This is a genomic window from Pseudomonas aylmerensis (assembly GCF_001702265.1).
Taxonomy (GTDB): Bacteria; Pseudomonadota; Gammaproteobacteria; order Pseudomonadales; family Pseudomonadaceae; genus Aquipseudomonas; species Aquipseudomonas aylmerensis.
This window is the reverse complement of the sequence record NZ_MAUE01000041.1, coordinates 160,918-183,058: the sequence shown is the minus strand read 5'-3', so window position 1 is coordinate 183,058 and position 22,141 is coordinate 160,918. Positions and strand designations below refer to the sequence as shown.

Genomic DNA, 22,141 nt, shown 5'->3' with positions numbered 1-22,141 from the left:
TCTGCCGCCCAGCGCGGCAAGGCACCCCCCATGAACAACGACAAGACACTGCGCGCTACGGGCAGTGGGAGGTAGAAATGGACGGAATTCAGTTCCTGTCGCACGAAGATGTTTGCGAGCTTACCGGCGCAAGAACCAAGGCCGGCCAGATTCAAGTTCTATCCCGAAACGGCATACGCCACACGATCAAACGGAACGGTTGGCCATGCGTAATATCGGCATCGCTGCTGGCCAGCCCTAAAGAACGAAAGCCCGAAAAGACCGAATGGCAACCAAGGATGGGAATTCAGTAAATGGCACGACGACCCACTAACCCCGGCAGCATCCCCCGGCTGAGAAAGCGACTGCGCTCCGGGGGAAGGGTTTATTACTACTACGATGCAGGCGACAAACCGAGAAAGGAAATCGCGCTGGGTTCCGACTACGGCGCGGCTATCGTTGAATACGCCCGACTTGAAAAGAGCCGCGCAGCGAGTGCCCTCGTCGGCGCCGTACTGACATTTGAGTACGTTGCAAACAAGTACATGGAAGAGGTTGTGCCTACTAAGTCCTCAGCCACCCAAAAAGACAACCTAAGGGAATTAAAGCAGCTTCTGATCTTTTTCAATGACCCACCTGGCCCTCTTGAGGCGATCGAGCCGAAGCACGTCGTTCAGTACCTGCGTTATCGGTCGAAAACAGCAAAGGTTCGCGCCAACCGAGAGAAGGCGCTGCTCAGCGCCATTTGGAATTTCGCCCGTCAGAGCGGCTATACCTCACTTGCCAACCCGTGCGCGGGCATCAAAGGAAATAAGGAAACAGGCCGGGACACCTACGTCGAAGACGAAATGTTTGCCGCGGTGTACCTGCACGCTGATCAGCCACTCAAGGACGCGTTAGACCTGTTCTACCTCACAGCTCAGCGCATAGGCGACACGCTGAAGATGGACGAACGTGACTTGCTGGATAACCAGTTACTGATCAAGCAAGGGAAGACCAGCGCTAAACGCCGCATTGAGGTTGTAGGAGAGCTGAAGGTGGTTATTGACCGCATTCTGGAAAGGAAAAAGGGGCACAAGATTCGATCAACCAGACTCGTCGTAATGGACAACGGCCAAGCGATGACAGTGAGCATGCTCAGAGGCAGATTTGACGCGGCCAGGATGAAGGCCGGGATTGAAAAGTCTGCGTTTCAAATGCGAGACCTTCGTGCAAAAGCGGCTACAGACAAGGAGGAATCGACAGGCAGCATTCGCGATGCGAGAGATCAGCTGGGGCACACAACTGTCGGTATGACGGAGCAATATATCCGGCGCCGTAAAGGCCTGAAAGTGCTGCCAACGAAGTGAAAACTCGTTCCGCAATAAAATATGAGCCCTTGAAAACAAAGGGCTTCAAGCGAGGCCCGCGCAAACAATTGCGGACCGATAATCGCCCTAACCTACTGTTTTATATATCTTTGTATGTGGACTTAAAATCCCCCGCTCGTAAGGGCGTCCCGGTTCGATTCCGGGTTCGGGCACCAAAGATATCAAGGGCTTGCATGATGAACTTCATGCAGGCCCTTATCTTTTTATGCTCCGCAATTCCCATCTCCCGGCCTTCTGCCGACTCAAATCAAAGTCCCTGTTTCACCACCTGCTACGCTGATACATCCACGGAGAATCAGCCATGCCAAACTCAGATCTATTGCCCTCCCTGCTATCAAAACTCTACGAGAACCAATTGGCCCTCGAGGCTTCTGTCATGGAGCTATCGAACTGGGTCGAGCAACGCGGTTCCGCTGAAGTGGCAGAAAACGTGCGCAGCGCTTTGCACACCATCGATGAAAACGAAGAGTTCATTAAGCTCACTCTGGCCGTGCTGATGTCACCGGAGTGATCCTGCGTATCAGGCCTTTACTGAGTTCTTGATCACCCAAATGCCAAGCGCAACAAATACAGCTGATTTAGCCACGGCAAACAGGGTGTCTCTTCCCGCAAACAACTCGAACGCCGAAAACAGCAGTGAGAAGGTGCCTACTATCGCCAAACCATAGCCAACCGGGCGCACGTACCTGTGGAACATTTCTTTCATCTCCCTGAAAAAACAAAAAGTGTAGATTTTACCGCCCCATACGCCATCAACCGTCATGCCTCAGCGTGAAATCACCGATGCGCTCTGGCAGGGGCCGGCACACATTAACAGGCCGCCCGCTGTCTCCGGCTAATAAACCAACCCCACACATTGATCTTTTTCAGTAGGGAAAAACTTCAGGAGAAGCGTTTTAAGGGGGTAATGCTGCGATTTCACTTCATAAACAACGTTGGTAAAGCTGTCTGCATCAGATCCATTACCCGCGTTTGATGCCTCAGACACCTTTACCAATCTAACTTCAGAAATATCACCCACCAGCGAACGCATTTGATTCCACCCCGTCAGCGGGTCATCAACAGATTCAAGGCATAACAGTGACTGCCATCGCTCTTTATCGCCTCGCTCATACGCTGAAATTGCCTGTTGCGCGAGCTTGAGCGTGCCTTGTGCACCCGCAAGGTTCGGCAATGAATGTGAGTCTTTGTGCGTTGAACACCCGGTCGCGAGCATGCACATGAATAAGACGGCTTGCCCCGTCAATATCAACGACGTTTTAGAGTACATATGATTCGCTATCCTTTTTGAATCCGATCCTAGCCTGCCCTCAGGCTGCGATGCGTAGTCAGCACCCCGCTCTTATCGAACAGGAAAATCATCTGGTTTCCCCCACCATCCTGGCAAACAACGCCTTCGGTTTCTCCGTCGACGATTCCTTGGCAAGCCATGTTCCATACGTATGGACGGATTTGGCACTTGAGGGTTTTGCCATCCTGGATAATCAGGTGGTGAGTGGCGGAGACGTCTTCAGGGGCTGGTTTGGGGCAGCTGCCCTCCCCCCAATTGACACCTTGGTGATTGGGTTGAGAAGCGCAACCGGCCAATAGCAGGAGGGAAAACACGCATTTGAAATTCATGATTACCGTCCTTAGTCATGAAGAGGGAGTGGCACTACATCCGTATAGGCGCGGTTTATTGTGCGTCACTTCGCGCTGATATTTAAGATCGGGGTAGCAGTTTTCGACAACAGGCACGTTAAAACGTCTAGCGATGGATGACGGATTACCATCACCCGCCCCGGCTTGAGGGCTCAGCGTCTCTATCGAGTTGGCTCAAGAGTGGCCAGACCACACCGTCACCCAGGACTTGGTCGATAGTGCCAACCTGTGAAAAGGCTTGCTCAAGGTTGAAGTCTGCGCCGTTGCTGAACGCCTCGGCCTCATTATGCAGTGCATACGCTATGTGGGCTGCAGCCCGTACTTTCATCGGGGCATTCACGTCACTTTCAAAGCAATTGGACATCAACGCGCGGTCCGCAATTAATCCCAGCGCCAAAGCCTGTTCTGTTGTGACTGCATAATGCCCTCGGCAGTGAACGAAGCCCCTTAGCCTCCACGAACCTCGCTTCCGAGCCCGGACGAGACGCTGGTCAGCCAGGAAAGTTGGGAGCCAAGAATTATTTTGTCAACCGGTGCATCCACTTTGATCGCTGGCTCGTAGATTCAATACCCTCACCCGGAGGTCATGAGAGCCAAGGAGATACATCATGCACGCTTTTTACAAGAAACTTGCAGCAGCAGCCTGCTTCGCGATTCTCTCCGTCACCGCAACGCTCAGCTTTGCCGCCGACACAGTGATGGTCGGAGGTGCAGCGATGTACCCAAGCAAAACAATTGTCGAGAACGCAGTCAACTCCAAGGACCACACGACACTCGTCGCAGCCGTCAAGGCTGCCGGGTTGGTTGATACACTCAACAGCAAAGGCCCCTTTACGGTGTTCGCGCCCACCAACGAAGCCTTCGCAAAGCTTCCAGCCGGTACCGTCGATACTCTGGTCAAGCCGGAGCACAAAGCCGATTTGACTAAAATCCTGACCTACCATGTCGTGCCCGGCACTCACACATCGGCACAGCTCATGGCCGACGCCAAGAAGAACGGTGGCACCGTAGTATTGAAAACAGTTCAAGGTGAGTCGCTGAACATCAAGCTGCATGACGGCAAGCTTTGGGTAGTCGATGCCAAGGGCGGCAAGGCCAGTATCAGCATCGCAGACGTGATGCAGTCCAACGGCGTGATCCACGTTGTCGACTCGGTCTTGATGCCTTAAACGCTCGTCATTCCCGGCAGACGCGCAGTTTGCCGGGTGTTGAGGCCGCCAGAGCCGCTGGGGTCTGAGCAATAGAGTGCGGAAATCGGCCTAGTTTTCGTAGAAATACCAAATGACCGACACAACGGCGACTACCCAGCCGAGGGTCAGCAGAAACGAGAGACCTGCAAGTCGCTTATCCATGACGTCCTGTCATCTTGTTGAAAGCCCATAATCCTTCAAACAAAGCGTAGCAGCTGCGCCCGAGATGGGCGGCGGGTCGCTGAGACTCAATGAATCAGCTCCCTGGCCTTTTCCAGGCATTCGGTGGCGCTGTCCAACGCCTCGACGGCTTTCAGGGAATCATCAGCGCCGCTCTGCGCACGCTGCCCGGTGATGACGAACAGTACATCAACCCCGGCTTTTGCCACCTCGGCCAGGTAATCCGCGCGTGGGTGGCGGATGCCGTTCTCGTAACGCCCCTGGGCGTTCACTTCGACGCCACCGATTTTTCCAATCTCTGACTGCGATAGACCCAGCCTCAGTCTCTCCGCCTTCAACCTTGCACCAATGCTCATGACTCATCCCAATCGAAAAGATAAAACTGAGAGCGTGGCGGTGGATTTTTAGTTCCAGAGTGGCGCTCGCGTCGTCATGGCCGCCTGGGCGGACTTCAGCAGCAAAACCTGTCGCCCCAGGAACCAAGATCAAGCGAGCACGCGTCGAGCCGTTTTATCGTCGCGGGTTGAACCACGGCAAGGCCCTACGGATGCTGCTTTACTGACGCGCGTGCTGGATCAAATCAATAGTCGCACGGCACGCCCAAATCGCACTTCATCGCTCGACCCACACCCACACGCATTGCACTTAAGGATGAGCATCATGACCGATGATTTGAAGCAATCAGGTTCGACCACAACGTCCCAGCCCACCACCACGCTGGAGCAGGTCAAGACCGGAAGGGTGCTGGATTTCACTTGGGCGCCTAACGCGAATACGACCACCACCGTCGTTTCGGCGGACTTCATCGACTACGAGGTCGATACTTCCCAGGGCAGCCCTACCGGGGCTAGTCACTCCATCGCACGGTTCACCTATGCCCAGGGCAAGGGCGGTGGCCAGATCAGCCAATTGTTTCTCGAGGAGATGCGTGCAGGTGTGCGCGCCAGCACCCAGATCGGGCTGATGGTGGGACGTAAATGGGCACTGGACGCCGACGCCGACGTCTCCGGCAGCATCGGCACCTACGTCATCGAGCAATTTGATGACATGCGCGCCAGTGTCAATTACGTCGGGACCTTCAGCCGGGTCTTTGCAGACCCCAGGATGGTCAGCTACCACGCGGGGGGACACGTGCACACCAATGTCTCGATCACCGCCAGCAGGGCCCTGACCATGGCCGACTCGGGCAAGTCGATCCTGGTCATCAGCGACACGGACGTCACGCTGACGCTGGGCGACGATGTGATTGAAGGGTTCAAGGCCACATTGATCCAGGCGGCGGCCGGCAAGATCAACATTGCGGTGTCCAGCAGCCATGTTATCTACAGCAACGCCGGGGCCCGAACGCACACGCTCAACCCGCTGGACGAGCTGGAAGTCAGCACCTTTCCCTACGGCCCGGTATTCCTGGCCTTCCGGGTCAGGCCGACCGCCTGAAGCCAGCGTCACCTTTCCCGCAGGACGGGGTGTGAACACACGTGCACACCCCTTATCAATGCCTCTACACCACGCTTTTGAACCGCCAGGCCTTGCCTCACGCAATCTTGCGGGCGATGTCATACACCGAATGTTTGGCCTTGCAATGCAGGTACGAGCGCCATTCCTTGAAGGCGCGCTGTTGCCTGGCAAAAGCCTCCAGCCACTCATCTCCGCCCACCAATTCGATGGGAATGGACATCATCAATTCGGTCGCAAGATCGAGTTCCTCAACGAGCTCGCGTCCATTCGGCATATCAAGAATTAGGGATCGCATAGCCACCTGTGATTATTCTTCGCAGTACATCGACCGCTCCAACTCTATGATAGTGCTCAATTTCCGACGAGCGGTAACACCTGGTAACGGGTAAGGAAAACCACCTGCACTGCACCCTACTGTCGCGTCACCAATGCGTGTACTCCCTCTATGGCAGCAGATCCGGCGCACGCAGGCGTTTTTAGCCTCCAGTGGAAACCGTTAAATCCCGCCACTGAAAAAATGCTGTTTCCTATCAATGATTTGCGATGGCCCAGTGCGTCAGTTTTTGAGGGTTTTACGTCAAAATTGTTAATAGCACCGTCATTTGTCGCCGCCTAAACTCCAGATCGAAACATTCTGAATCATCCCGCTCGTCCCCCGCGCCGCCCCTGTTGGTGTGAGTGTCGCAGGCATAAAACCCTGCGGGCGCTGCCGTGTGCGCACGGGAAACGCGCCAGACTCGCAAAGGAACCTTCATGCAGCGCAGAGACTTCTTATCCTCGGCCATAGCGCTGGCGGCTGCCTCGACATTGCCCGCCGCCCGCGCCGCGGAAATCACCGGCGGCCAACCCTGGGAGCCAGGCACTGCCAGCCTGCCGGCCCTGCCCCCGGTCCGCCAGGGAGGCCTGGCGTTTTTCAATCAACATGAGTTCCAGACCGCCGAAGCCATCGCCGAACGGCTGATCCCCACCGACGCGCTGTCCATCGGCGGCAAGGACGCCGGCTGCGCGACCTTTATCGATCGCCAGCTGGCGGGCGACTACGGCAAGGGCGCCACGCTGTACCGGCTGGGCCGCTTCGTCAAAGGGACCTTTGAACAGGGCACCCAATCGGCACTCACCCCCGCCGAGCGCTGGCGCAAAGGGTTGGTCGCGATTGACGTGGACAGCCAGGCGCAATTCGGCAAGCCATTCGTGCAGCTGCAAGGCGAGCAACAGGACCAGGTACTGACCCGCTTCGAGAAGAACGCCGTGCAGGTGGGAGCCGAGTTTGATGACGGTGCCAAGGAGATCTTCGAACAAGTGCTGGCCAACATGCGTGAAGGCTTTCTGTCGGACCCGCTCTACGGCGGCAACAAGGGCATGGCGAGCTGGAAGATGCTCGGCTTCCCCGGCGCGCGGTATGACTTTCGTGACGTCATCGCCAAGAAGGGCCAGAAGCTCAACATCATCCCCACCAGCCTGATCGACAACACGCTTTGAGCCCCCAGAACATTTGAGCGATGAGGCCTATCCATCATCGCCGACTGACCGTGATTTGCTGTAACGAAGAGGAATTCCCGAATGGCCAATGTACGCCCCAAAGTCGACGCAGTGATCGTCGGCCTCGGCTGGTGCGGCTCGCTGATTGCCGAAGAACTGACCCGTGCCGGCTTGAATGTCGTCGCCATCGAACGCGGTCCGTGGTTTGAGACCGCCACCGACTTCCCGCCCTCGGTGGACACTGATGAACTGCGCTGGGACACCCGCCGCAGCATGCTGCTGCCGCCCGCGATCGAAACCACCACGTTTCGCAACAACCGCTCGCAAACCGCGCTGCCCACCCGCGACTGGAGCCTGAACGAGTTGGGCTACAACGTCGGCGGATCGGGCACGCACTGGGCGGGCATGGCCTGGCGATTCCTGCCGTTCGACTTCGAGCCCTATAGTTTTACACTCAAGCGCTACGGCCAGCAGCAAATCGAAAAAGGCCTGATCGTGCAGGACTGGGGCGTGACGTATGACGACCTCGAACCCTTCTACGAGCGCTTCGAAAAAATCGCCGGCGTATCGGGCAAGGCCGGCGTATTGAATGGTGAGAAGATCGGCGGTGCGAACATCTTCGAAGGCAACCGCAAGAGTGAATTCCCGCTGCCGCCACTCGCCACCACCCGCCTGACCGACCTGTTCACCGAAGGCAGCAAAAAGCTTGGCTTGCACCCATTCATGGTGCCCGCAGGCCAGGCCTCGCAGGCCTACACCAACCCGCTGGGTGTGCGGATGGGGCCCTGCACCTACTGCGGCTACTGCCTGTATTACGGCTGCGGCAACTTCTCCAAGTCGAGCCCGAATGCCTGTGTGATTCCCGCGTTGATGCAGCGCAGCAATTTCACCGTGCTGACCGAATCGGCCGTGCTGCGCGCCAATCTCGCCGAAGACGGCAAGACCGCCAGCGGCGTGAGCTACCTCGACCGCAACAAAATGGAGTGGGAGCAACCGGCGGACATCGTGATTTTCTCCGCCTTCCAGATGCAGAACGTGCGGCTGTTGCTGCTCTCGAAAATCGGTAAACCCTACAATCCCGAGACCCGCCAAGGCGTGGTGGGCCGCGCCTACAGTTTCCAGACCGTGTCCGGCGCCAACCTGTTTTTCGAGGACGAGCAGCTCAACCAGTACATCGGTGCAGGCGCCCTCTCCGCCCAGGTGGACGACTACAACGGCGACAATTTCGACCACACCGGCAAGGGCTTCATCGGCGGCGCCGGGATCCTCGTGGTAGCCCGTGGCGCACGTCCGATCGGCAACGCAGACGCTGTCCCACCAGGCACTCCACGCTGGGGCAGCGAATGGAAAAAAGCCTATACCCACGCGTTCCAGAACGGCACGTTCATCTTCAACCAGGGCACCAGCTTTTCCCATGACGAGTGCTACCTGGACCTGGACCCGGAATACAACGATGCCAATGGCGACCCGTTGATTCGCGTGACCTTCGACTACAACGAGAACGACCGGCGCATGGCCAAGTTCACCGAAGACAAAGCGGTGGAAATCGGCAGGGCCATGGGTGCAAAAATCGTCAACGGCTTTGACTCGGCAGCCGTGAACTATGGGCCTTACCTGCCCTCCAGCGACCACACCATCGGCGGCGCGGTGATGGGCCTGGACCCGAAAACCAGCGTACTCAACCGCTATCAGCAGAGCTGGGACGTGCACAACGTCTTCGTCCTGGGTGCCTCTTCATTCCCGAACAACGCCGGCTATAACCCGACGTCGACCATTGGCGCGCTGAGCCTGTGGACCGCCAAGGCGATCATTGACCAATACCTGGCCAAACGCGGCCCACTGGTGGAGGTACCGGCATGAATGCGCGCTTTCGCATGGCCCTGACGGCCACCGCCGTATTGTCCCTGGGTTCCGCCATCGGCCTGTATGGTGCATTCGGCATTGCCGATGCAGCGGACAGCATTGCGCAACCCGGGCAGCAATCTGCTGACGGCGCCGGGGTCAAGGCGCCTGCCACCCAGGCACAGGAAGACCCGGCGGTGACGCGCGGGCGCTACGTGGCGATTGCCGGCGACTGCGCGGCCTGTCACACCGATCCGCATCACGGCAAGCCGTTCGCCGGTGGCTACGCGCTGGAAACACCGTTCGGCAAGTTGCTCGCCAGCAACATCACCTCCGACAAGAACACCGGTATCGGCGCCTGGACCGAGCAGGAATTCACCCGCGCGGTGCGCGAAGGCAAAGGCCGACATGGCGAAAACCTCTACCCGGCGATGCCCTACAACGCCTACGTAAAAGTCAGCGACCAGGACATGCATGACCTCTGGGCCTACATGCAGACCGTCCCGGCGGTGGACAACGAGGTGGTGTCCAACCAGTTGCCATTCCCGTTCAACATCCGCCTGATGATGATGGGCTGGAACCTGCTGTTCTTTGATAACACACCGTTCCAACCGCAGGCTGAGGCGTCTGCGCAGGTCAACCGGGGCGCGTACCTGGTACAGGGCCTGGGCCACTGTGCCGCGTGTCACACGTCAAAGAACTTCCTCGGCGGTGACAAGGGCGGCGCGTTCCTACAAGGCGGCGAGTTGGCTGGCTGGCACGCACCGGAAATTACCGGCAACCCCTACGTCGGTATCGGCGGCTGGAGCGATGCGCAACTGGTGCAGTACCTCAAGACCGGCAGCAACCACGTGGCCGTGGCGTCGGGCCCGATGGCCGAAGCCGTGACCAACTCCACCCAGCACCTGCGCGACGAGGACCTGTACGCCATCGCGGCTTACCTCAAGACCTTGCCTGGCTCGGACACCCGCAGCCCGCGGCCGCTCAACGCCTCCGGCACATTGATGCAGCAAGGCGCGAATGTGTACTCGGCCAACTGCTCGGCGTGCCACAGCAGCGACGGCAAGGGCATCAACCAACTGGCCTCGAGCCTGGCCGGCAACCCCGGCATCCAGGCAGAAAATCCACAAAGCCTGATCACCACGGTGCTCGAAGGCGGCCGTGGCGCGGTGACCGTCGACAACCCCACCAGCGGTGCGATGCCGAGCTTTGCGTGGAAATTGTCGGACCAGCAAATCGCGGCGACGCTCTCGTATATCCGCAACAGCTGGGGCAACACCGCCCCCGAGGTGAGCGCCAAACAGGTCGCCGCCGTACGCGAAGACCGCAAGCTGCCAGCCCAACTGAGCGCCGACGGCACCTCCCGCTGAACCCGTGACGCGGCCTGCTCCAGGCCGCGTCCCTGCCTTTGAAGGAACAATCAGATGCTACGTTTTCCACTGCGCTGCCTGGCGGCCTGCGTTGCCATGGGCGTACCTGCGACACACGCTGCGGATGCGTTCGCCAGCGACTCACCCTGGATGAGCGGCGATTGGGGCGGCCTGCGCAGCGCCTGGCTGGCCCAGGGGGTGGATATCAAGTTGGGTTACACCGGCGAAACGTCGACCTTGCTACGCGGCGGTTACCAGCACAAAGACCGCTCGACCCGCTACGCCGACCAATTCAACGCAGGCGTCGACATCGACCTGCAAAAGCTGCTGGGCTGGCAGGACGCAGCCTTTAGCCTGGGGCTGACCAACCGCAACGGCGCCAATAACCTTAATCAAAAGATCAGCGCACCCGGCGCCGCCGGCATGGGCTCGACCCAGGAGATCCAGGGCCGTGGCAGCGTGACCCGCCTCAGCGAACTGTGGTTGAGCAAGGGCTGGCTTGACGATGCGGTGAACATCAAGCTGGGCCGGTTTGCCGTCAGCGATGACTTCGCCGTGGAAGACTGCCTGTTTCAGGGGCTGGCGTTCTGTGGCTCGCAACCGGGCAACTACGTGAACAGCATCTACAACGGCCCGATCAGCCAGTGGGCCGCACGGTTGCGCTACCGCTTGAGCCCGACGGTGTATGCACAGGTCGGCGCGTTCAACGTGAACCCGTCGAACCTGGAGAATGACAACGGCCTCAAGCTCAACACCCACGGCACCACCGGCACCTTCACGCCGCTGGAACTGGTATGGAGCCCGACTATCAACCAACTGCCCGGCGAATACCGTGTGGGTTATTACCACAGCACCGCACAGGCCGAGGATGTGTACAAGGATCAGTTCGGGCAAGCGGCGGCCACCCGTGGCAACGCCTATCGCACCGATGCCACACGGCATGGCGAGTGGGTCGTGGCCAAGCAGCAGCTGACCTCGGTCAACGGCGACACTTCTCGCGGTTTGACCCTGACGGCCAGCGCCACGTTCCAGGATCGCAACACGACGGCGATCGACAGCTACCAGAAACTCAGCCTGGTCTATAAGGGCCTGTGGGATGCGCGTCCCACCGACACGCTGGGCGCCGGCATTGCACGTGTTCACGCCAGCTCGGTGTACCTGCGCAATGCCCGCGCGGTAAACGCCGCTGGCGGTGACTTGCCCGAGCAGCACAGTGAATATGTTGCCGAGCTGAACTACGGGATCCAGGCCACACGCTGGTTGAACATCATGCCGAACCTGCAGTACGTGAAGGACCCGGACGGCGTTCGTCAGGTCAAGAATGCCCTGGTACTGGGCCTGCAAGTACAATCGCAGTTTTAACCGGCCACAGGATACGCACGCAGCATGGGCAACACCCTCAAGCGTCACGGCCAGATCAAGGTCGCAGAATTGGCCGGCGTCAGCCTGAGCACCGTGGACCGGGTCCTCAATGATCGCGGGGGCGTGTCCGACACCAAGCGGCGCAAGGTCCTGGCGATGGCGCATGCGCTGGGTGTGCGTCGCGGCCTGCCCGCGCCGTTCACCGGCCCGATGATCGTCGATGTACTGTTGGCCGACAGCGCCACTGACCATTTCAAGCGCCTGGACGCGGCGTTCGAGCGCCAGGCACAACGCCTGCGCTCGGACCTCACGTTGCGCCGCCAGCGCTGGCCGGAAAACGCCCCCGGCCAACTGCTCGACGCCCTGCGCAAACCGCGTTCGCGGCGCCATGGCATGATCGTCGTCGCGCCCGACACGCCGGACGTGCACCAGGCGCTGAACACCATCGTGCAGAACGGCACGCCCACCGTCTTGCTGACCACCAACCTCAGCACGGTCGAGGGCGCGGTGTATGTCGGCATCGACAATCACGCCGCCGGGCGCAGTGCCGGGCGCTTGATGAGCGAATGGATCGGCCAACGCCCCGGCGCTGTGCTGCTGACGGTCAATTCGCTCGCCTACAGTGCTCATCAGGAGCGCGCCAGAGGCTTCATCGACGTAATGACGCAGCGCGCACCGGCTACGCGCATTGTCGGCCCGGTCGAGTGCTTTGATGACGATGAACTGACCCGCGCGGCTGTCGCGCAGTGCCTCGCCGCCGGGCCCTTGGCAGGGCTGTATGACACCGGCAGCGGTTCGCAGGGGATCTACGCGGCGTTGGCGCACAGGCAGGTCGATCCGGTATGGATCGGCCATGAGGCCACCCCCCAGCACGCCGCGCTGCTGCGCCAGGGCGTGATGTCACTGGTACTCGATCAGGACCCGGAAGGTCAGGTGCAGGCCAGCATCGACTATCTGCTGCACGCCCACGGCATGATCGACACGCCGCCCCTGCTGCCACTGGCGATGAAAATCATCATCGAGGAAAACCTGCCCGGCGCCTTGTGACCGCCGCGGTTGATTGCAGGCGTGCGCAGCGCCTCGGCCTTTGTGTGATGTCGATTGAACGATGCGTTGGCGCACGGGCTCTATTCACTAGAGCAGCGCGCGCAGCAGAATTTCAGCGCGTCGCGTCCACGCCCACTCACAAAAGGTCAGTCCATGTCTTACGATTACCAGGGTACCGCCAGTGTCATCACGGCCTCTCGTCATCTGGGCACCGCTTCAGATGAACACCTCAATGAGTCGGTGGAAATCCAACTGACCAGCAGCGGCAAGCCGACAATCGCGCGCCTGAACTTCGACCGGCCCCTTCAATGGCCTGGGCACCCGAATTTTGTCGCGGTCAACCTGCCCGATGGCTCATCCGTAGGCGGGGTGATCGTCGAGATCGAACGAACCACGGACGGCCCTGGCTGGGTGACGTTCACCGTGGACGACTGACGGAGGTGCCGTCGTCAGGCATCCGGGTGTTCACTCGCGACCGAATCGGCGGCGTCCACGTCCGACATGTCTTCTTCAAGCGGCGCACCGTCTTCCGGCGGCAGCGGGATCTCCCCTTCCGTGCGCTTCGGGTCCGGGCCGGTTTCGTTGTCAGTGGTGCGCGTTACCACCTGTTGGGATTGGTTGCCCGGCGCTTTTTCGTCAATGTGCATGCTGTCTCTCCAGTCTGGCGCGCGGGGAATCCGGGCTTAAACATGAGAGGCAGCGGGTGCACGAGAGTGCCGGGCAATGGACGAACGGCGAGACGCGCACTGCAGTCAAACAAATCCAGCCTCCGGGCCGCACTTGATCTACGATTAAAAGCCCACCGCCCGCCTCTCGGAGAATCCGCATGAACCCGCACACCACCGCGCTTGTGTTGATCGAATTCCAGAACGATTTCACTACCCAGGGTGGCGTGTTCCATGACGCTGTCAAAGACGTCATGCACGCCACCGACATGCTCGCCAATACCGCCACCACGGTGCAGCAAGCCCGCAAGCTCGGGGTGAAGATCGTGCATTTGCCGATCAGCTTCGCCGCGGGGTACCCCGAACTGACCACGCGCGACTATGGGATTCTCAAGGGCGTGGCCGACGGCAACGCCTTCAGTGCGGGCACCTGGGGCGCCGAGATCACTGCGACGCTGTCCCAGGGCAGCAGCGATATCGTCGTCGAAGGCAAGCGCGGGCTGGATGGCTTTGCCACCACGGGCCTGGACCTGGTGTTGCGCAACAATGGCATCCAGACGCTGGTGGTGGCGGGTTTCCTCACCAACTGCTGCGTCGAGGGCACGGTGCGCTCGGGGTATGAGAAAGGCTACAACGTTGTCACCCTGACCGACTGCACGGCGACGTTTACCGAGGAACAACAGCAGGCGGCGGAAAACTTCACACTGCCGATGTTTTCGCAGACGCTGAAACACACGCAGTTTCTGCAGGCGCTGACGGCCCCATGAAAAAAACCGGCGACTCTTGGATGAGTCGCCGGTTTTTGCTTATTCGGTCGGCGCGTACTGCATTTCACCGTTGCCGAACGACCAGTCCTCGCGCTTCACGTCCACCAGGCTGATCCACACATCCTCCTTGCGCAGCCCGGTCTTGGCGTGAATGCCTTCTGCGATGAATTGATAGAAGGCCTTTTTCACCGCCACGCTGCGCCCGGCATTCCAGGTGACCTGGATAAACACGATGCTGGGGGTGTAAGTCACGCCCAAGTAGCCAGCGGCGGGATACACCAGTTCATCGCGGGCATGCCGATTGATGATCTGGAATTTGTCGTGCTCGGGCACATTCGCAACGCTGGTCATCGCCGCGTACACCACGTCGCCAATGGCGGCAGCGGTTGCTTCGGTAGTGTCGGCGGCGAGGTCGATTCGAACTAAAGGCATGGCAGAATCCTTGGCAGGTCGGTGGCCATTCCACAGCGGCGGCCCGTGATCACTACCCTAGGCCTGTGCGAACAATTCATCAATCGCATATTCAGCAATAATAAATATGATTATTATGCATATTGAAGCCGCATGACCTGTGACGCTTGCATGAACCGAACGCGAAAAAGCCGTAACATGCGGCCTTCGTTCAACACCTCATGGAAGACATCACGCATGAACAACCTGTCTGGCGCGCTGCGCCTGGTAGTCTCCCTGCCGATTTACGCCGCGTCCATCCTCGCATCCCTGCTCACTCTCAAGCCGCTGTTCGATGCGGGGATGATCTTGCTGGCGGGCTTCCTGACCCCTTATCAAATTGGCCGCGTGCTCGGCTATTTACTTGCCAGTGCGATATTGACCACGATTGCCGCCGGTCTGTGGATGCTGGCTCGGTACGTGCGCACGTCGCGTTTTCGCAAACAGCCGGCGCCGGTGGCCAACCCGTTGCCGTGAAGCAGGTGCTTAGTTCGATGGGGCTTTGACTGTCGCGCTCTGCCCCGTCTCGACATCACGAATGTCATAGCTCCAGCGGCCCTTCGACGCCTCGCCATACAGCCCATAGGTTCGGCCACCGACCAGGCTCACCGTGGTTGCGAGGGGCGCGGTTCGGCCCTCCCCAATCGACCAGGTAGCTTGCAGGGTGTGGGTGCCGGCGCCGAGGCGGTATTCGTTCTGACGACCCAGCCAGAACAGCGTCCCGTTGTTATCAATACGGGTGATCGTCAGGTGTTTGTCGAACTGCTGGATGACCGCAACCTGGTCCGCAGGTTTTCCTTCTGCGCTCTGGTGCTCGTAATGAATACAGCCGGCCAGCGCCAGGCTGAAGCCCAGCATCGAGAACGCGCGAATGTGTTTGGCAAGCATGCTTTCAATCCCTTGAAAAGGGCGTGATCGTAAAGACATTCAGCACGAGCATCAACCGCCAATCAGGCCCGCGCGCCAATCAACACAACCACCCCACCCCATTGCCGCACCTTGATCGGCAAGCTCTGCTCGAGGGCCTCGAGGGTCTGCCGCGCATCGTCCAGGGGAAAGCGTCCGGTCACGCGCAGACCGGCTACAGCGGCGTCCAGGCGCACGATGCCGTTGCGATACGGGCGAATTGCGTCGACCACGCTGGCCAGGGTCTGGTTGCGCACCACCAGCCAGCCGTCAAGCCAGGCGGTATCGGTGGCGGCCATGGGCACCTGGGTGAGGATGCGCTGGTGATCGAACAGCGTGCTCTGGTGCATCGCCACGCGCTGCTGCGTGCCGCCTTCGAAGTGCAACACCGCGTCGGCATCCAGGGTCACCAGGCGTATCGCAGCGCCCTGCTCGCTCAGCATCAGGCGGCCAGTGCTGGCGCTGATGCGGCCGGCGCGGGTGTCGACCTGCAGCGGGCGCAGCACATTCACCAGCATTTCCCCGGCGCGCAGCTCGAGGCTGCGCGGCTCCCCCTTCAGCGTGGCGAGCACCTGGCTGCGCGCATTCAACTTGAGTGTGCTGCCATCCGCCAGTTGCCAGGTGCGACGCTCGGCGGTACCCGTGGCATAGGACTGCCCCGCGTCGTCGAAACGCGAGACCCAGCCCGCGCCCGCCGCCAGGCCCACCGCACACAGGCTGGTACGCAGGAACGAACGCCGGCTGCTCGGCTGCTCCAGGCTGCGCAACAGCTGCGCGCTGGAGCGTCCACGCCACGGCGAGGCCTTGAGTTGGTCGAGGCCGGCGATCAGTTGCGCGTACACCTGGCGATGGTGGGCCGAGGTACTGCGCCATTCATCCAGCGCTTGTTGCTGCGCAGGGCTGAAGTCGCCGGACTGGATTTGCACCAGCCAGCCGATGGCCTCTTCGGCCACCGGGTCGTTCAACGGGTGTTTGCTCACTCACTCAACCCCAGATAACAGGCTCGCAGGGCCTGGGTCATCAATTGGTGGATGCGGCCCAGGGACAGGCCCAGCCGTTCACTGATCTGTGTGTAGGTCATGCCGTCCAGCTGGCTGTGTACGAACACCGCCTTGGCCTGCCCCGAGAGGCCATCGAGCAGCCGGTCGATGGCCAGCAGGCTCTCGATCAGGATCAACTGCTCCTGCGGCGACGGGTGCACGTGTTCGGGCACCTCGGCGAGGATCTGCAGGTACGCCCTCTCCAGGTCGCGACGGCGCCAGCTCTCGTACATCAGGCGCTGGGCGATGGTGGTCAGCAGCGCGCGCGGTTCGCGGATCGCAGTGGGATCGGGCAGCATCCACACCTTGAGAAACGTCTCGGCGGCGATATCCTCAGCGCTATGGTTGCAGCCGGTGCGGTAGGACAACCGCGCGCACAACCAGCTGTAGTGCTGCTGGAAAATCTGGCCGATGAGGCGGGTCTTGAGCAAAGCATTCGGGTCCATAGGTCCATAATCTTCATGGACTGCACACGCCAGCGGACAAGTGGTGGTGGGCCTGTCGGTTTGAGGTAGACCTGCATCCGGGCAGGTGAATCCAGTTTGCCCCAGTGGGCATCACCAGATAAAAGAATAAAAAAAGCCATCAAACTGCATTTTTTGCATAACCCTGGATAACCTTCCAGGCACGCAAAGTCACCGCCCGCGACCATCGCGGGCAGTGTGAAACCGCACTTACTGGGCGGCCAGTTGCGCCTCGCTGCGTTCCTGTTCACGCAGTGGCCGTACCAGCCAGGTCACCACCACCGTCAACACCAGCAGGATCAGCGCCAACACCCACAGCACGCCGTGGAAGGCACTGTCATAGCCGCCGATAAACAGACTGTGCACGGTGCCGGCCTGCTCGGTGCCCAGCGCCTGCAGCGAACCGGTCAGGTTGCCGGCGGCAACCTCGTCGATCCAGCGTTGCAGGGTGCCGGGGTCCGGTGCCAGGCGGCTCAAGGTGGCGCGCAATTGGCTGTCGAGCAAGGTCGCCAGGAGCGAGCCGTACAACGCCACGGCAATCGCCTCACTGCCCAGGCGGAACGTGTTGAGCAACCCGGCGGCCATCCCGGCCTTTTGCTCCGGGACGGTCTTCAGTGCCAGCCCATCCACCAGCCCCGCCGACAGGCCCATGCCGATGCCTACCAGCAGCAAGGGCAGCGCCAATTGCCACAGCGCCACACCCACCTGGCTTACCAACGCCAGCGCGACCACGCCGACCAGCAAGGCAATCAGGCTGGCCTTGAGGATGCCAATCGCCGACACCCCGCGCGCCGCCCACTTGCCGGCCAGGATCGGGCAAAACAGCATCGGTACCGTGAGCAGCAACATCGCCAGGCCCGCGTGGGTCGCGCTCAGTTGCAGTACGCCGAACAGGTAGCTCGGCAGGTAGGTCAGCAACGTCACGAAGCCGAATGACGCGGCGACCGTCACCAGCGCCAGGCCGACAAAGGGCCCGCGCGCCAGCAGCGACAGATCGAGCATCGGCTGGCGATGACGCCTCTCCTGCCAGGTGAATACCGCCAGCAACACCGCCGCCACGGCCACCAGGCCGAGTACGCCCTGGCTGCTCCAGCCCCATTGCGAGCCCTGCACGATGGCAACCATCAGCGCCAGCAACGCCAGCACGAACAGCGTCGCCCCCGGCACATCGAAGCGCGCGGTGCGCTCCGCCAATGCCCCGTCGCGGGTAATCAGCGGGCTCCCCAACAGCACAATCACCAAGGTCACCGCATGCGCCCAGAAAATCGCGCGCCAGCCGACACTGTCCAGCAACAGGCCGGACAAGGTCGGCCCCAGGCTGACGCCCAGCCCCGCCACCGTGCCGAACAAGGCAAATGCGCGCAGCCGCGCCGGGCCGCTGAAGTGGGTGGACAAAATAGCGATGCCGCAGGAAAAAATCGCCGCCGCGCCGATGCCCGCCAGCCCCCGTGCCGCGTCCAGCAGCCAGGCACTCTCGGCCACCGCAGACAGCACCGAAGCGACCACGTACAGGGAAGCACCGGCGACGAAGCAGCGCTTGCGCCCGAGCCGATCCGCCAGCGCGCCCCAGGCCAGGGTAAAGCAGGCGAACGCCAGGTTGAAGGCATTGACCACCCATTGCAGGCTGGTCAGCGGCGCCTGGATATCCGCGCCGATGGCCGGCAGCGCGAGGGCCGTGCCGGAAATGGAACTGGGCACGACAAATATCGCCAGCAGGATGATGCTCAGTAGCGCCGTATCGGCAAAGGTCGTTTTCATGGGTCCTTCCAGGTCAGGTTGAAGTAAAGCCGAGCACCGGTAAACGGGCCGGACGGCGCAGAATGATGCCGTCGATCCAGGGCACCTGGTCCGCCGGCACCGCCAGGCGCAGGTTGGGAAAGCGTTGCACGAGGATCTGCAACACCGTGGTGATTTCCAGCCGGGCGAGCGCTGCGCCCATGCAGTTGTGCATGCCATAGCCGAACTGCAAATGCCGCGCGCCCTTGCGGTCCAGGCGAATCGCCAGCGGCTCGGGGAATGCCGCCGGATCGCGGTTGGCGGCAAACGCATCGGCGTAGATGATGCTGCCCTCGGGGATCAGCCCCCACGGCCCTTCCAGGTCGACACTGGCCAGGCGCGGAAAGGTCGAGATGGTGCCCAGCGGGATCAGCCGCAGCAGTTCTTCGACGGCCTCCGGAATCAGCCTCGGGTCCTCCACCAATTGCTGCCACAGCTGGGGCGCCGCCAGCAAGGTGTACACCGACTTGGTCAGCACGGTGAGGATGTTCTGGTCGCCGCCGATCAACACGCCGAGAAGGATGCCCACCAGTTCCTTGTCGTTGAGCGGCGGTTCGCTGTCGGCACGGCTGGCGACGAAACGCTGGATCAACCCATCGGGATAGGTTGGCCGCGCGCCGGTGACCAGGTCCGTCAGGTAGTTGTAGACGCCCCAGAACTGGTTCAACAGCTCCGGCACATCCGCGTCCGACGCCACCTGCACGGTATGGCTGAGGGGTCGGTAGTACTCGCGATCGCTCAAGGGAATACCGAGCAACTGGCAATCCACCGTCGCGGGAATGTGGTCGAGCACCTGGGCAAACAGGTCGGCACCGGGCGCCTGGCGCTGCAGCACATCCAGGCGTTCGTGGGTGGTTTGCTCGACCTTCTCACGCAGCACCGCCACGCCGCTCGGGCTGAAGTCGCGCGCGACCACTTTGCGCAGGCGGCCATGGTCGGGAATATCATTGTTGAGCAGCAGTTCGGGCGGCGTGATGGTCGGCAAAAAGCTCGCGCCGTCTTCTTCGTTGCACGGTGCACGAATCGCGCGGTTATCCAGCAGCAGCGCCTGCACGTGTTCATATCGAGTCAAGTGAAAGGCCAGGTGGCCGCTGGGCAGCAGGATCCTCGCCAAACCATTGGCCGGGCTGGCAGGTTGATAAGCCGGCGGCGCATCCAGGTGCGGGATGCGCGCCACGGTCACTTCAGGTGTGGTGGTCACGGCGATATTCATCAGGCAGGCTCCACGGCAGGTTGCAACAGGCTCACACCGGTGACGCGCTGCAGTTGCGCGAGGGCCTGGTGGTTGTCGGTGAAGTGCAGCACTTGCCAGCCCAACGCTGCAGCGGCGTGAATATTTTCCGCCACGTCATCGATCAACAGGCTGTGCTGCGGCGCCACGCCCGAACGTGCGGTGGCCACCTCAAAAAACGCCGTGTCCGGCTTGCGGGTGCGCTCCTGGCTGGAGTCGACGATCAGGTCCACGACCTCATCCAGGCCGACCATCGCGCGCCAATGCAGCGACCACTCGACCACGTTGTTGGTGAGAATACCGACGCGAAAACCGTTACGTTTCAACGCGCGCACGGCGGCCACCAGTGGCGCATTCGCGGGCACCCCGGCGAACCATTGCTCGCCGAAGCCTTGCAGGCGTGCACGCGACAGGTCGATCTGTGGATCGCGGCGACGCAGCGCCTGCTCCAGCCGTGCGCCCCACTCGCGCTCGGTCAGCAAGGCGTTCTCGACCGGTGCGAGCATTGGCACGCCCAACTCGTCCGCCACGTCGCTCATGGCCTGCTGCAACACGCGCGGGGCCAGGCCGGTCTTGAGCTGGTACTGCTCGAACAATGCCGGGATCGGCGGCGACAGCACGCCGCCGAAATCGAACCAGATAAACTCCGGCGCGCTCATCGCACACCCCCTGCCACCAGGGCCAAGGGCTGGCTGGCCGCCACCGGCAGCAACTCCAGTTCGGCGGTGGCAATCACCACGCCGTCCTGCTCGACATCCAGCGCGAGGGTGATCTGGCCGTGTTCATCACGGGACAAGGAGGCGAGATCTGCACGCACCCGCGTCGGCAGACCGAACTCGCCGAACCGCGTGAACACCACATGGCAGCGCGACAGCAACAGTTGCTCGGGGGCGACCTGCAGTTGCCGGTCAGCCGCCACCAGCGCGACCTGGCGAAAGCCTTCGAGCAACAGCATGCCGGGGATATGGTCCAGCGGATGGTCGAAGATCGCCGGATTGTTGAGGTCGACAATCAGCGGCGCGACCAGGCTCTCGGCGCCCTGCTCCAGGTCCCGGCCGAGCACCACGTTATTCAGCCAGTGACGCCCCACCGCCGAAGGGCTCAAGGGCGGCGGCAGTTGTGCCAATGGGTCGGCGTCCAACGGAATGGCCGCCAGTCCACGGGCACGCATCTTGTTCCAGGCCGCGCCGCTCATCCAGCGAATGCTCATGCGTTCGTGGCGCGCGGCGACTTCGCCATTGATGCTCAGCGACATGTTGAGGGTGACGCCGCTGCGCTCGCCATGGCGCAGGTATTCATCCACGACATACACATCGATCGACGCTGACGCCGGGCGATCGCCAACCACCAGCAAATGCCGCTCGGTCACCCGAGTGACACTGTCCAGGTAAATAAACTTGTCCTGGGCATTCACTTGCAGAAACGCGTGGGAGATATAAATCGACGCCTGCCGGAACACTTCAAGCAATAACAACATGTCGTAGTGCGCGGCACGGTGCGTATGTTCACTGAAGTAACTGTGGGTGCGCGGTAATTGCGCACTGCAGCGAAAGTGTCCGTCCTTGATGCGTTCGGCGCCGGTCAGGAATACTTCGCTGACGGCGGCACGGTGCACCATGCTGCGCGGAACGGTGTTTTCGCAATGCAGGCTCGGCAACGAGCCAAGCGGGTTCAAAACTGATACGTCAGACATGGGCATCTGTCTCCTGATGAGCTTTTCCGTAAGCGTGCAGACCGCCGTACATGTTCACATCGGTGAACTTTGTATGCTGTGCGCGGACAACCCGATCTGGCTGTCAGTACCCTTGTGCGAATACTCCCTTATATTTTCAGTGCGCACTTAGATCAGTTTGATCGAAGCTTATGCGCACAACAAAATCATCTAGACACCCAACTAATCGTTCTAACTTAGTGGTGAAAATCC

The 22,141-nt window shown here is 60.8% G+C and carries 26 protein-coding genes and 1 pseudogene; 13 read left to right on the top strand and 14 right to left on the bottom strand.

Going from position 1 to position 22,141, the window contains the following annotated elements; genetic code table 11:
* Positions 1-77: 77 nt before the first annotated feature.
* The 3 genes from BBG20_RS32090 to BBG20_RS25460 all read left to right on the top strand — a co-directional run bounded on the left by BBG20_RS32090 (position 78) and on the right by BBG20_RS25460 (position 1,860).
* Entirely contained in the window at positions 78-293 is a 216-nt protein-coding gene (locus BBG20_RS32090) for a DUF4224 domain-containing protein (protein ID WP_083221485.1), read from the top strand.
* Positions 294-1,328, top strand: coding sequence for a tyrosine-type recombinase/integrase (locus BBG20_RS25465; RefSeq protein ID WP_065908357.1), 1,035 nt, complete (start codon positions 294-296; stop codon positions 1,326-1,328).
* 322 nt (positions 1,329-1,650) lie between these two features.
* On the top strand, positions 1,651-1,860 hold the full coding sequence (locus BBG20_RS25460; protein WP_065908355.1) for a hypothetical protein: 210 nt from the start codon (positions 1,651-1,653) through the stop codon (positions 1,858-1,860).
* Between the two features lie 9 nt (positions 1,861-1,869).
* Here BBG20_RS25460 and BBG20_RS25455 read toward each other — a convergent pair whose 3' ends face one another.
* The 3 genes from BBG20_RS25455 to BBG20_RS25445 form a co-directional block, all read right to left on the bottom strand.
* Positions 1,870-2,112 carry a hypothetical protein gene (locus BBG20_RS25455; protein ID WP_065908353.1) on the bottom strand — a complete coding sequence of 81 codons (243 nt, stop codon included), beginning with the start codon at positions 2,110-2,112 and terminating at the stop codon, positions 1,870-1,872.
* A 72-nt stretch (positions 2,113-2,184) separates the two neighbouring features.
* Positions 2,185-2,619, bottom strand: a complete 435-nt coding sequence (locus BBG20_RS25450) for a hypothetical protein (protein WP_065908352.1) — start codon at positions 2,617-2,619, stop codon at positions 2,185-2,187.
* A 29-nt stretch (positions 2,620-2,648) separates the two neighbouring features.
* On the bottom strand, positions 2,649-2,969 hold the full coding sequence (locus BBG20_RS25445) for a hypothetical protein (RefSeq protein ID WP_065908350.1): 321 nt from the start codon (positions 2,967-2,969) through the stop codon (positions 2,649-2,651).
* Positions 2,970-3,598: 629 nt separating this feature from the next.
* On the opposite strand from BBG20_RS25445, the gene BBG20_RS25435 reads away from it, so the two are divergent.
* Positions 3,599-4,159: a fasciclin domain-containing protein gene (locus BBG20_RS25435; RefSeq protein WP_065908348.1), complete on the top strand. Its 561-nt coding sequence runs from the start codon at positions 3,599-3,601 to the stop codon at positions 4,157-4,159.
* Positions 4,160-4,527: 368 nt separating this feature from the next.
* Here BBG20_RS25435 and BBG20_RS25430 read toward each other — a convergent pair.
* Positions 4,528-4,716: pseudogene (locus tag BBG20_RS25430) on the bottom strand (helix-turn-helix domain-containing protein); the annotation flags it as partial.
* Positions 4,717-5,020: 304 nt separating this feature from the next.
* Between BBG20_RS25430 and BBG20_RS25425 the strand changes: the two are divergent.
* Positions 5,021-5,797, top strand: a complete 777-nt coding sequence (locus BBG20_RS25425) for a hypothetical protein (protein ID WP_177343964.1) — start codon at positions 5,021-5,023, stop codon at positions 5,795-5,797.
* Between the two features lie 97 nt (positions 5,798-5,894).
* Here the strand turns inward: BBG20_RS25425 and BBG20_RS25420 are convergent, their stop codons facing one another.
* On the bottom strand, positions 5,895-6,038 hold the full coding sequence (locus BBG20_RS25420) for a hypothetical protein (protein ID WP_226939958.1): 144 nt from the start codon (positions 6,036-6,038) through the stop codon (positions 5,895-5,897).
* 533 nt (positions 6,039-6,571) lie between these two features.
* On the opposite strand from BBG20_RS25420, the gene BBG20_RS25415 reads away from it, so the two are divergent.
* From BBG20_RS25415 to BBG20_RS25390, 6 genes are all read left to right on the top strand, one after another.
* The gene (locus tag BBG20_RS25415; RefSeq protein ID WP_065908342.1) at positions 6,572-7,297 is read left to right on the top strand and encodes a gluconate 2-dehydrogenase subunit 3 family protein; all 726 of its coding nucleotides are present in this window, start codon (positions 6,572-6,574) and stop codon (positions 7,295-7,297) included.
* Positions 7,298-7,378: 81 nt separating this feature from the next.
* Entirely contained in the window at positions 7,379-9,157 is a 1,779-nt protein-coding gene (locus BBG20_RS25410; RefSeq protein ID WP_065908340.1) for a GMC family oxidoreductase, read from the top strand.
* Positions 9,154-10,509, top strand: coding sequence for a c-type cytochrome (locus BBG20_RS25405; protein WP_065908338.1), 1,356 nt, complete (start codon positions 9,154-9,156; stop codon positions 10,507-10,509). Before BBG20_RS25410 ends, BBG20_RS25405 begins: the two co-directional genes overlap by 4 nt.
* Before the next feature lie 54 nt (positions 10,510-10,563).
* Positions 10,564-11,871, top strand: coding sequence for a carbohydrate porin (locus BBG20_RS25400; protein ID WP_065908336.1), 1,308 nt, complete (start codon positions 10,564-10,566; stop codon positions 11,869-11,871).
* Between the two features lie 24 nt (positions 11,872-11,895).
* Positions 11,896-12,918, top strand: coding sequence for a LacI family DNA-binding transcriptional regulator (locus tag BBG20_RS25395; protein WP_065908334.1), 1,023 nt, complete (start codon positions 11,896-11,898; stop codon positions 12,916-12,918).
* Positions 12,919-13,071: 153 nt separating this feature from the next.
* Positions 13,072-13,353, top strand: coding sequence for a hypothetical protein (locus BBG20_RS25390; RefSeq protein WP_065908332.1), 282 nt, complete (start codon positions 13,072-13,074; stop codon positions 13,351-13,353).
* A 14-nt stretch (positions 13,354-13,367) separates the two neighbouring features.
* Here BBG20_RS25390 and BBG20_RS25385 read toward each other — a convergent pair whose 3' ends face one another.
* The gene (locus BBG20_RS25385) at positions 13,368-13,565 is read right to left on the bottom strand and encodes a hypothetical protein (RefSeq protein WP_065908330.1); all 198 of its coding nucleotides are present in this window, start codon (positions 13,563-13,565) and stop codon (positions 13,368-13,370) included.
* Between the two features lie 179 nt (positions 13,566-13,744).
* Here BBG20_RS25385 and BBG20_RS25380 point away from each other — a divergent pair, with 179 nt between their 5' ends.
* A complete protein-coding gene (locus BBG20_RS25380) occupies positions 13,745-14,350 on the top strand; it encodes a cysteine hydrolase (RefSeq protein ID WP_065908327.1) in 606 nt (201 codons plus the stop codon).
* A 39-nt stretch (positions 14,351-14,389) separates the two neighbouring features.
* Here BBG20_RS25380 and BBG20_RS25375 read toward each other — a convergent pair whose 3' ends face one another.
* Positions 14,390-14,782 carry a tautomerase family protein gene (locus tag BBG20_RS25375; RefSeq protein ID WP_065908326.1) on the bottom strand — a complete coding sequence of 131 codons (393 nt, stop codon included), beginning with the start codon at positions 14,780-14,782 and terminating at the stop codon, positions 14,390-14,392.
* Positions 14,783-14,998: 216 nt separating this feature from the next.
* Between BBG20_RS25375 and BBG20_RS25370 the strand changes: the two genes are divergently transcribed.
* On the top strand, positions 14,999-15,277 hold the full coding sequence (locus BBG20_RS25370) for a hypothetical protein (protein WP_065908324.1): 279 nt from the start codon (positions 14,999-15,001) through the stop codon (positions 15,275-15,277).
* A gap of 9 nt (positions 15,278-15,286) precedes the next feature.
* On the opposite strand, the gene BBG20_RS25365 is transcribed toward BBG20_RS25370, so the two are convergent.
* The 7 genes from BBG20_RS25365 to BBG20_RS25335 all read right to left on the bottom strand — a co-directional run bounded on the left by BBG20_RS25365 (position 15,287) and on the right by BBG20_RS25335 (position 21,910).
* Positions 15,287-15,688 carry a hypothetical protein gene (locus tag BBG20_RS25365; RefSeq protein WP_065908323.1) on the bottom strand — a complete coding sequence of 134 codons (402 nt, stop codon included), beginning with the start codon at positions 15,686-15,688 and terminating at the stop codon, positions 15,287-15,289.
* A gap of 62 nt (positions 15,689-15,750) precedes the next feature.
* Positions 15,751-16,686 (bottom strand): FecR family protein, encoded by a 936-nt coding sequence (locus tag BBG20_RS25360; RefSeq protein ID WP_065908322.1) that lies wholly within the window; start codon positions 16,684-16,686, stop codon positions 15,751-15,753.
* Complete coding sequence (locus BBG20_RS25355; RefSeq protein WP_065908321.1) at positions 16,683-17,192, bottom strand: sigma-70 family RNA polymerase sigma factor; 510 nt, start codon at positions 17,190-17,192, stop codon at positions 16,683-16,685. Before BBG20_RS25355 ends, BBG20_RS25360 begins: the two co-directional genes overlap by 4 nt.
* Positions 17,193-17,420: 228 nt before the next feature.
* Positions 17,421-18,968, bottom strand: a complete 1,548-nt coding sequence (locus BBG20_RS25350; RefSeq protein ID WP_065908320.1) for an MFS transporter — start codon at positions 18,966-18,968, stop codon at positions 17,421-17,423.
* Between the two features lie 13 nt (positions 18,969-18,981).
* Positions 18,982-20,199 (bottom strand): cytochrome P450, encoded by a 1,218-nt coding sequence (locus tag BBG20_RS25345; RefSeq protein WP_107338963.1) that lies wholly within the window; start codon positions 20,197-20,199, stop codon positions 18,982-18,984.
* Entirely contained in the window at positions 20,199-20,876 is a 678-nt protein-coding gene (locus BBG20_RS25340; RefSeq protein ID WP_065908319.1) for an HAD family hydrolase, read from the bottom strand. The genes BBG20_RS25345 and BBG20_RS25340 overlap by 1 nt, the downstream gene beginning before the upstream one ends.
* Positions 20,873-21,910 (bottom strand): ScbA/BarX family gamma-butyrolactone biosynthesis protein, encoded by a 1,038-nt coding sequence (locus BBG20_RS25335; RefSeq protein ID WP_158267384.1) that lies wholly within the window; start codon positions 21,908-21,910, stop codon positions 20,873-20,875. Before BBG20_RS25335 ends, BBG20_RS25340 begins: the two co-directional genes overlap by 4 nt.
* Positions 21,911-22,141 lie beyond the last annotated feature (231 nt).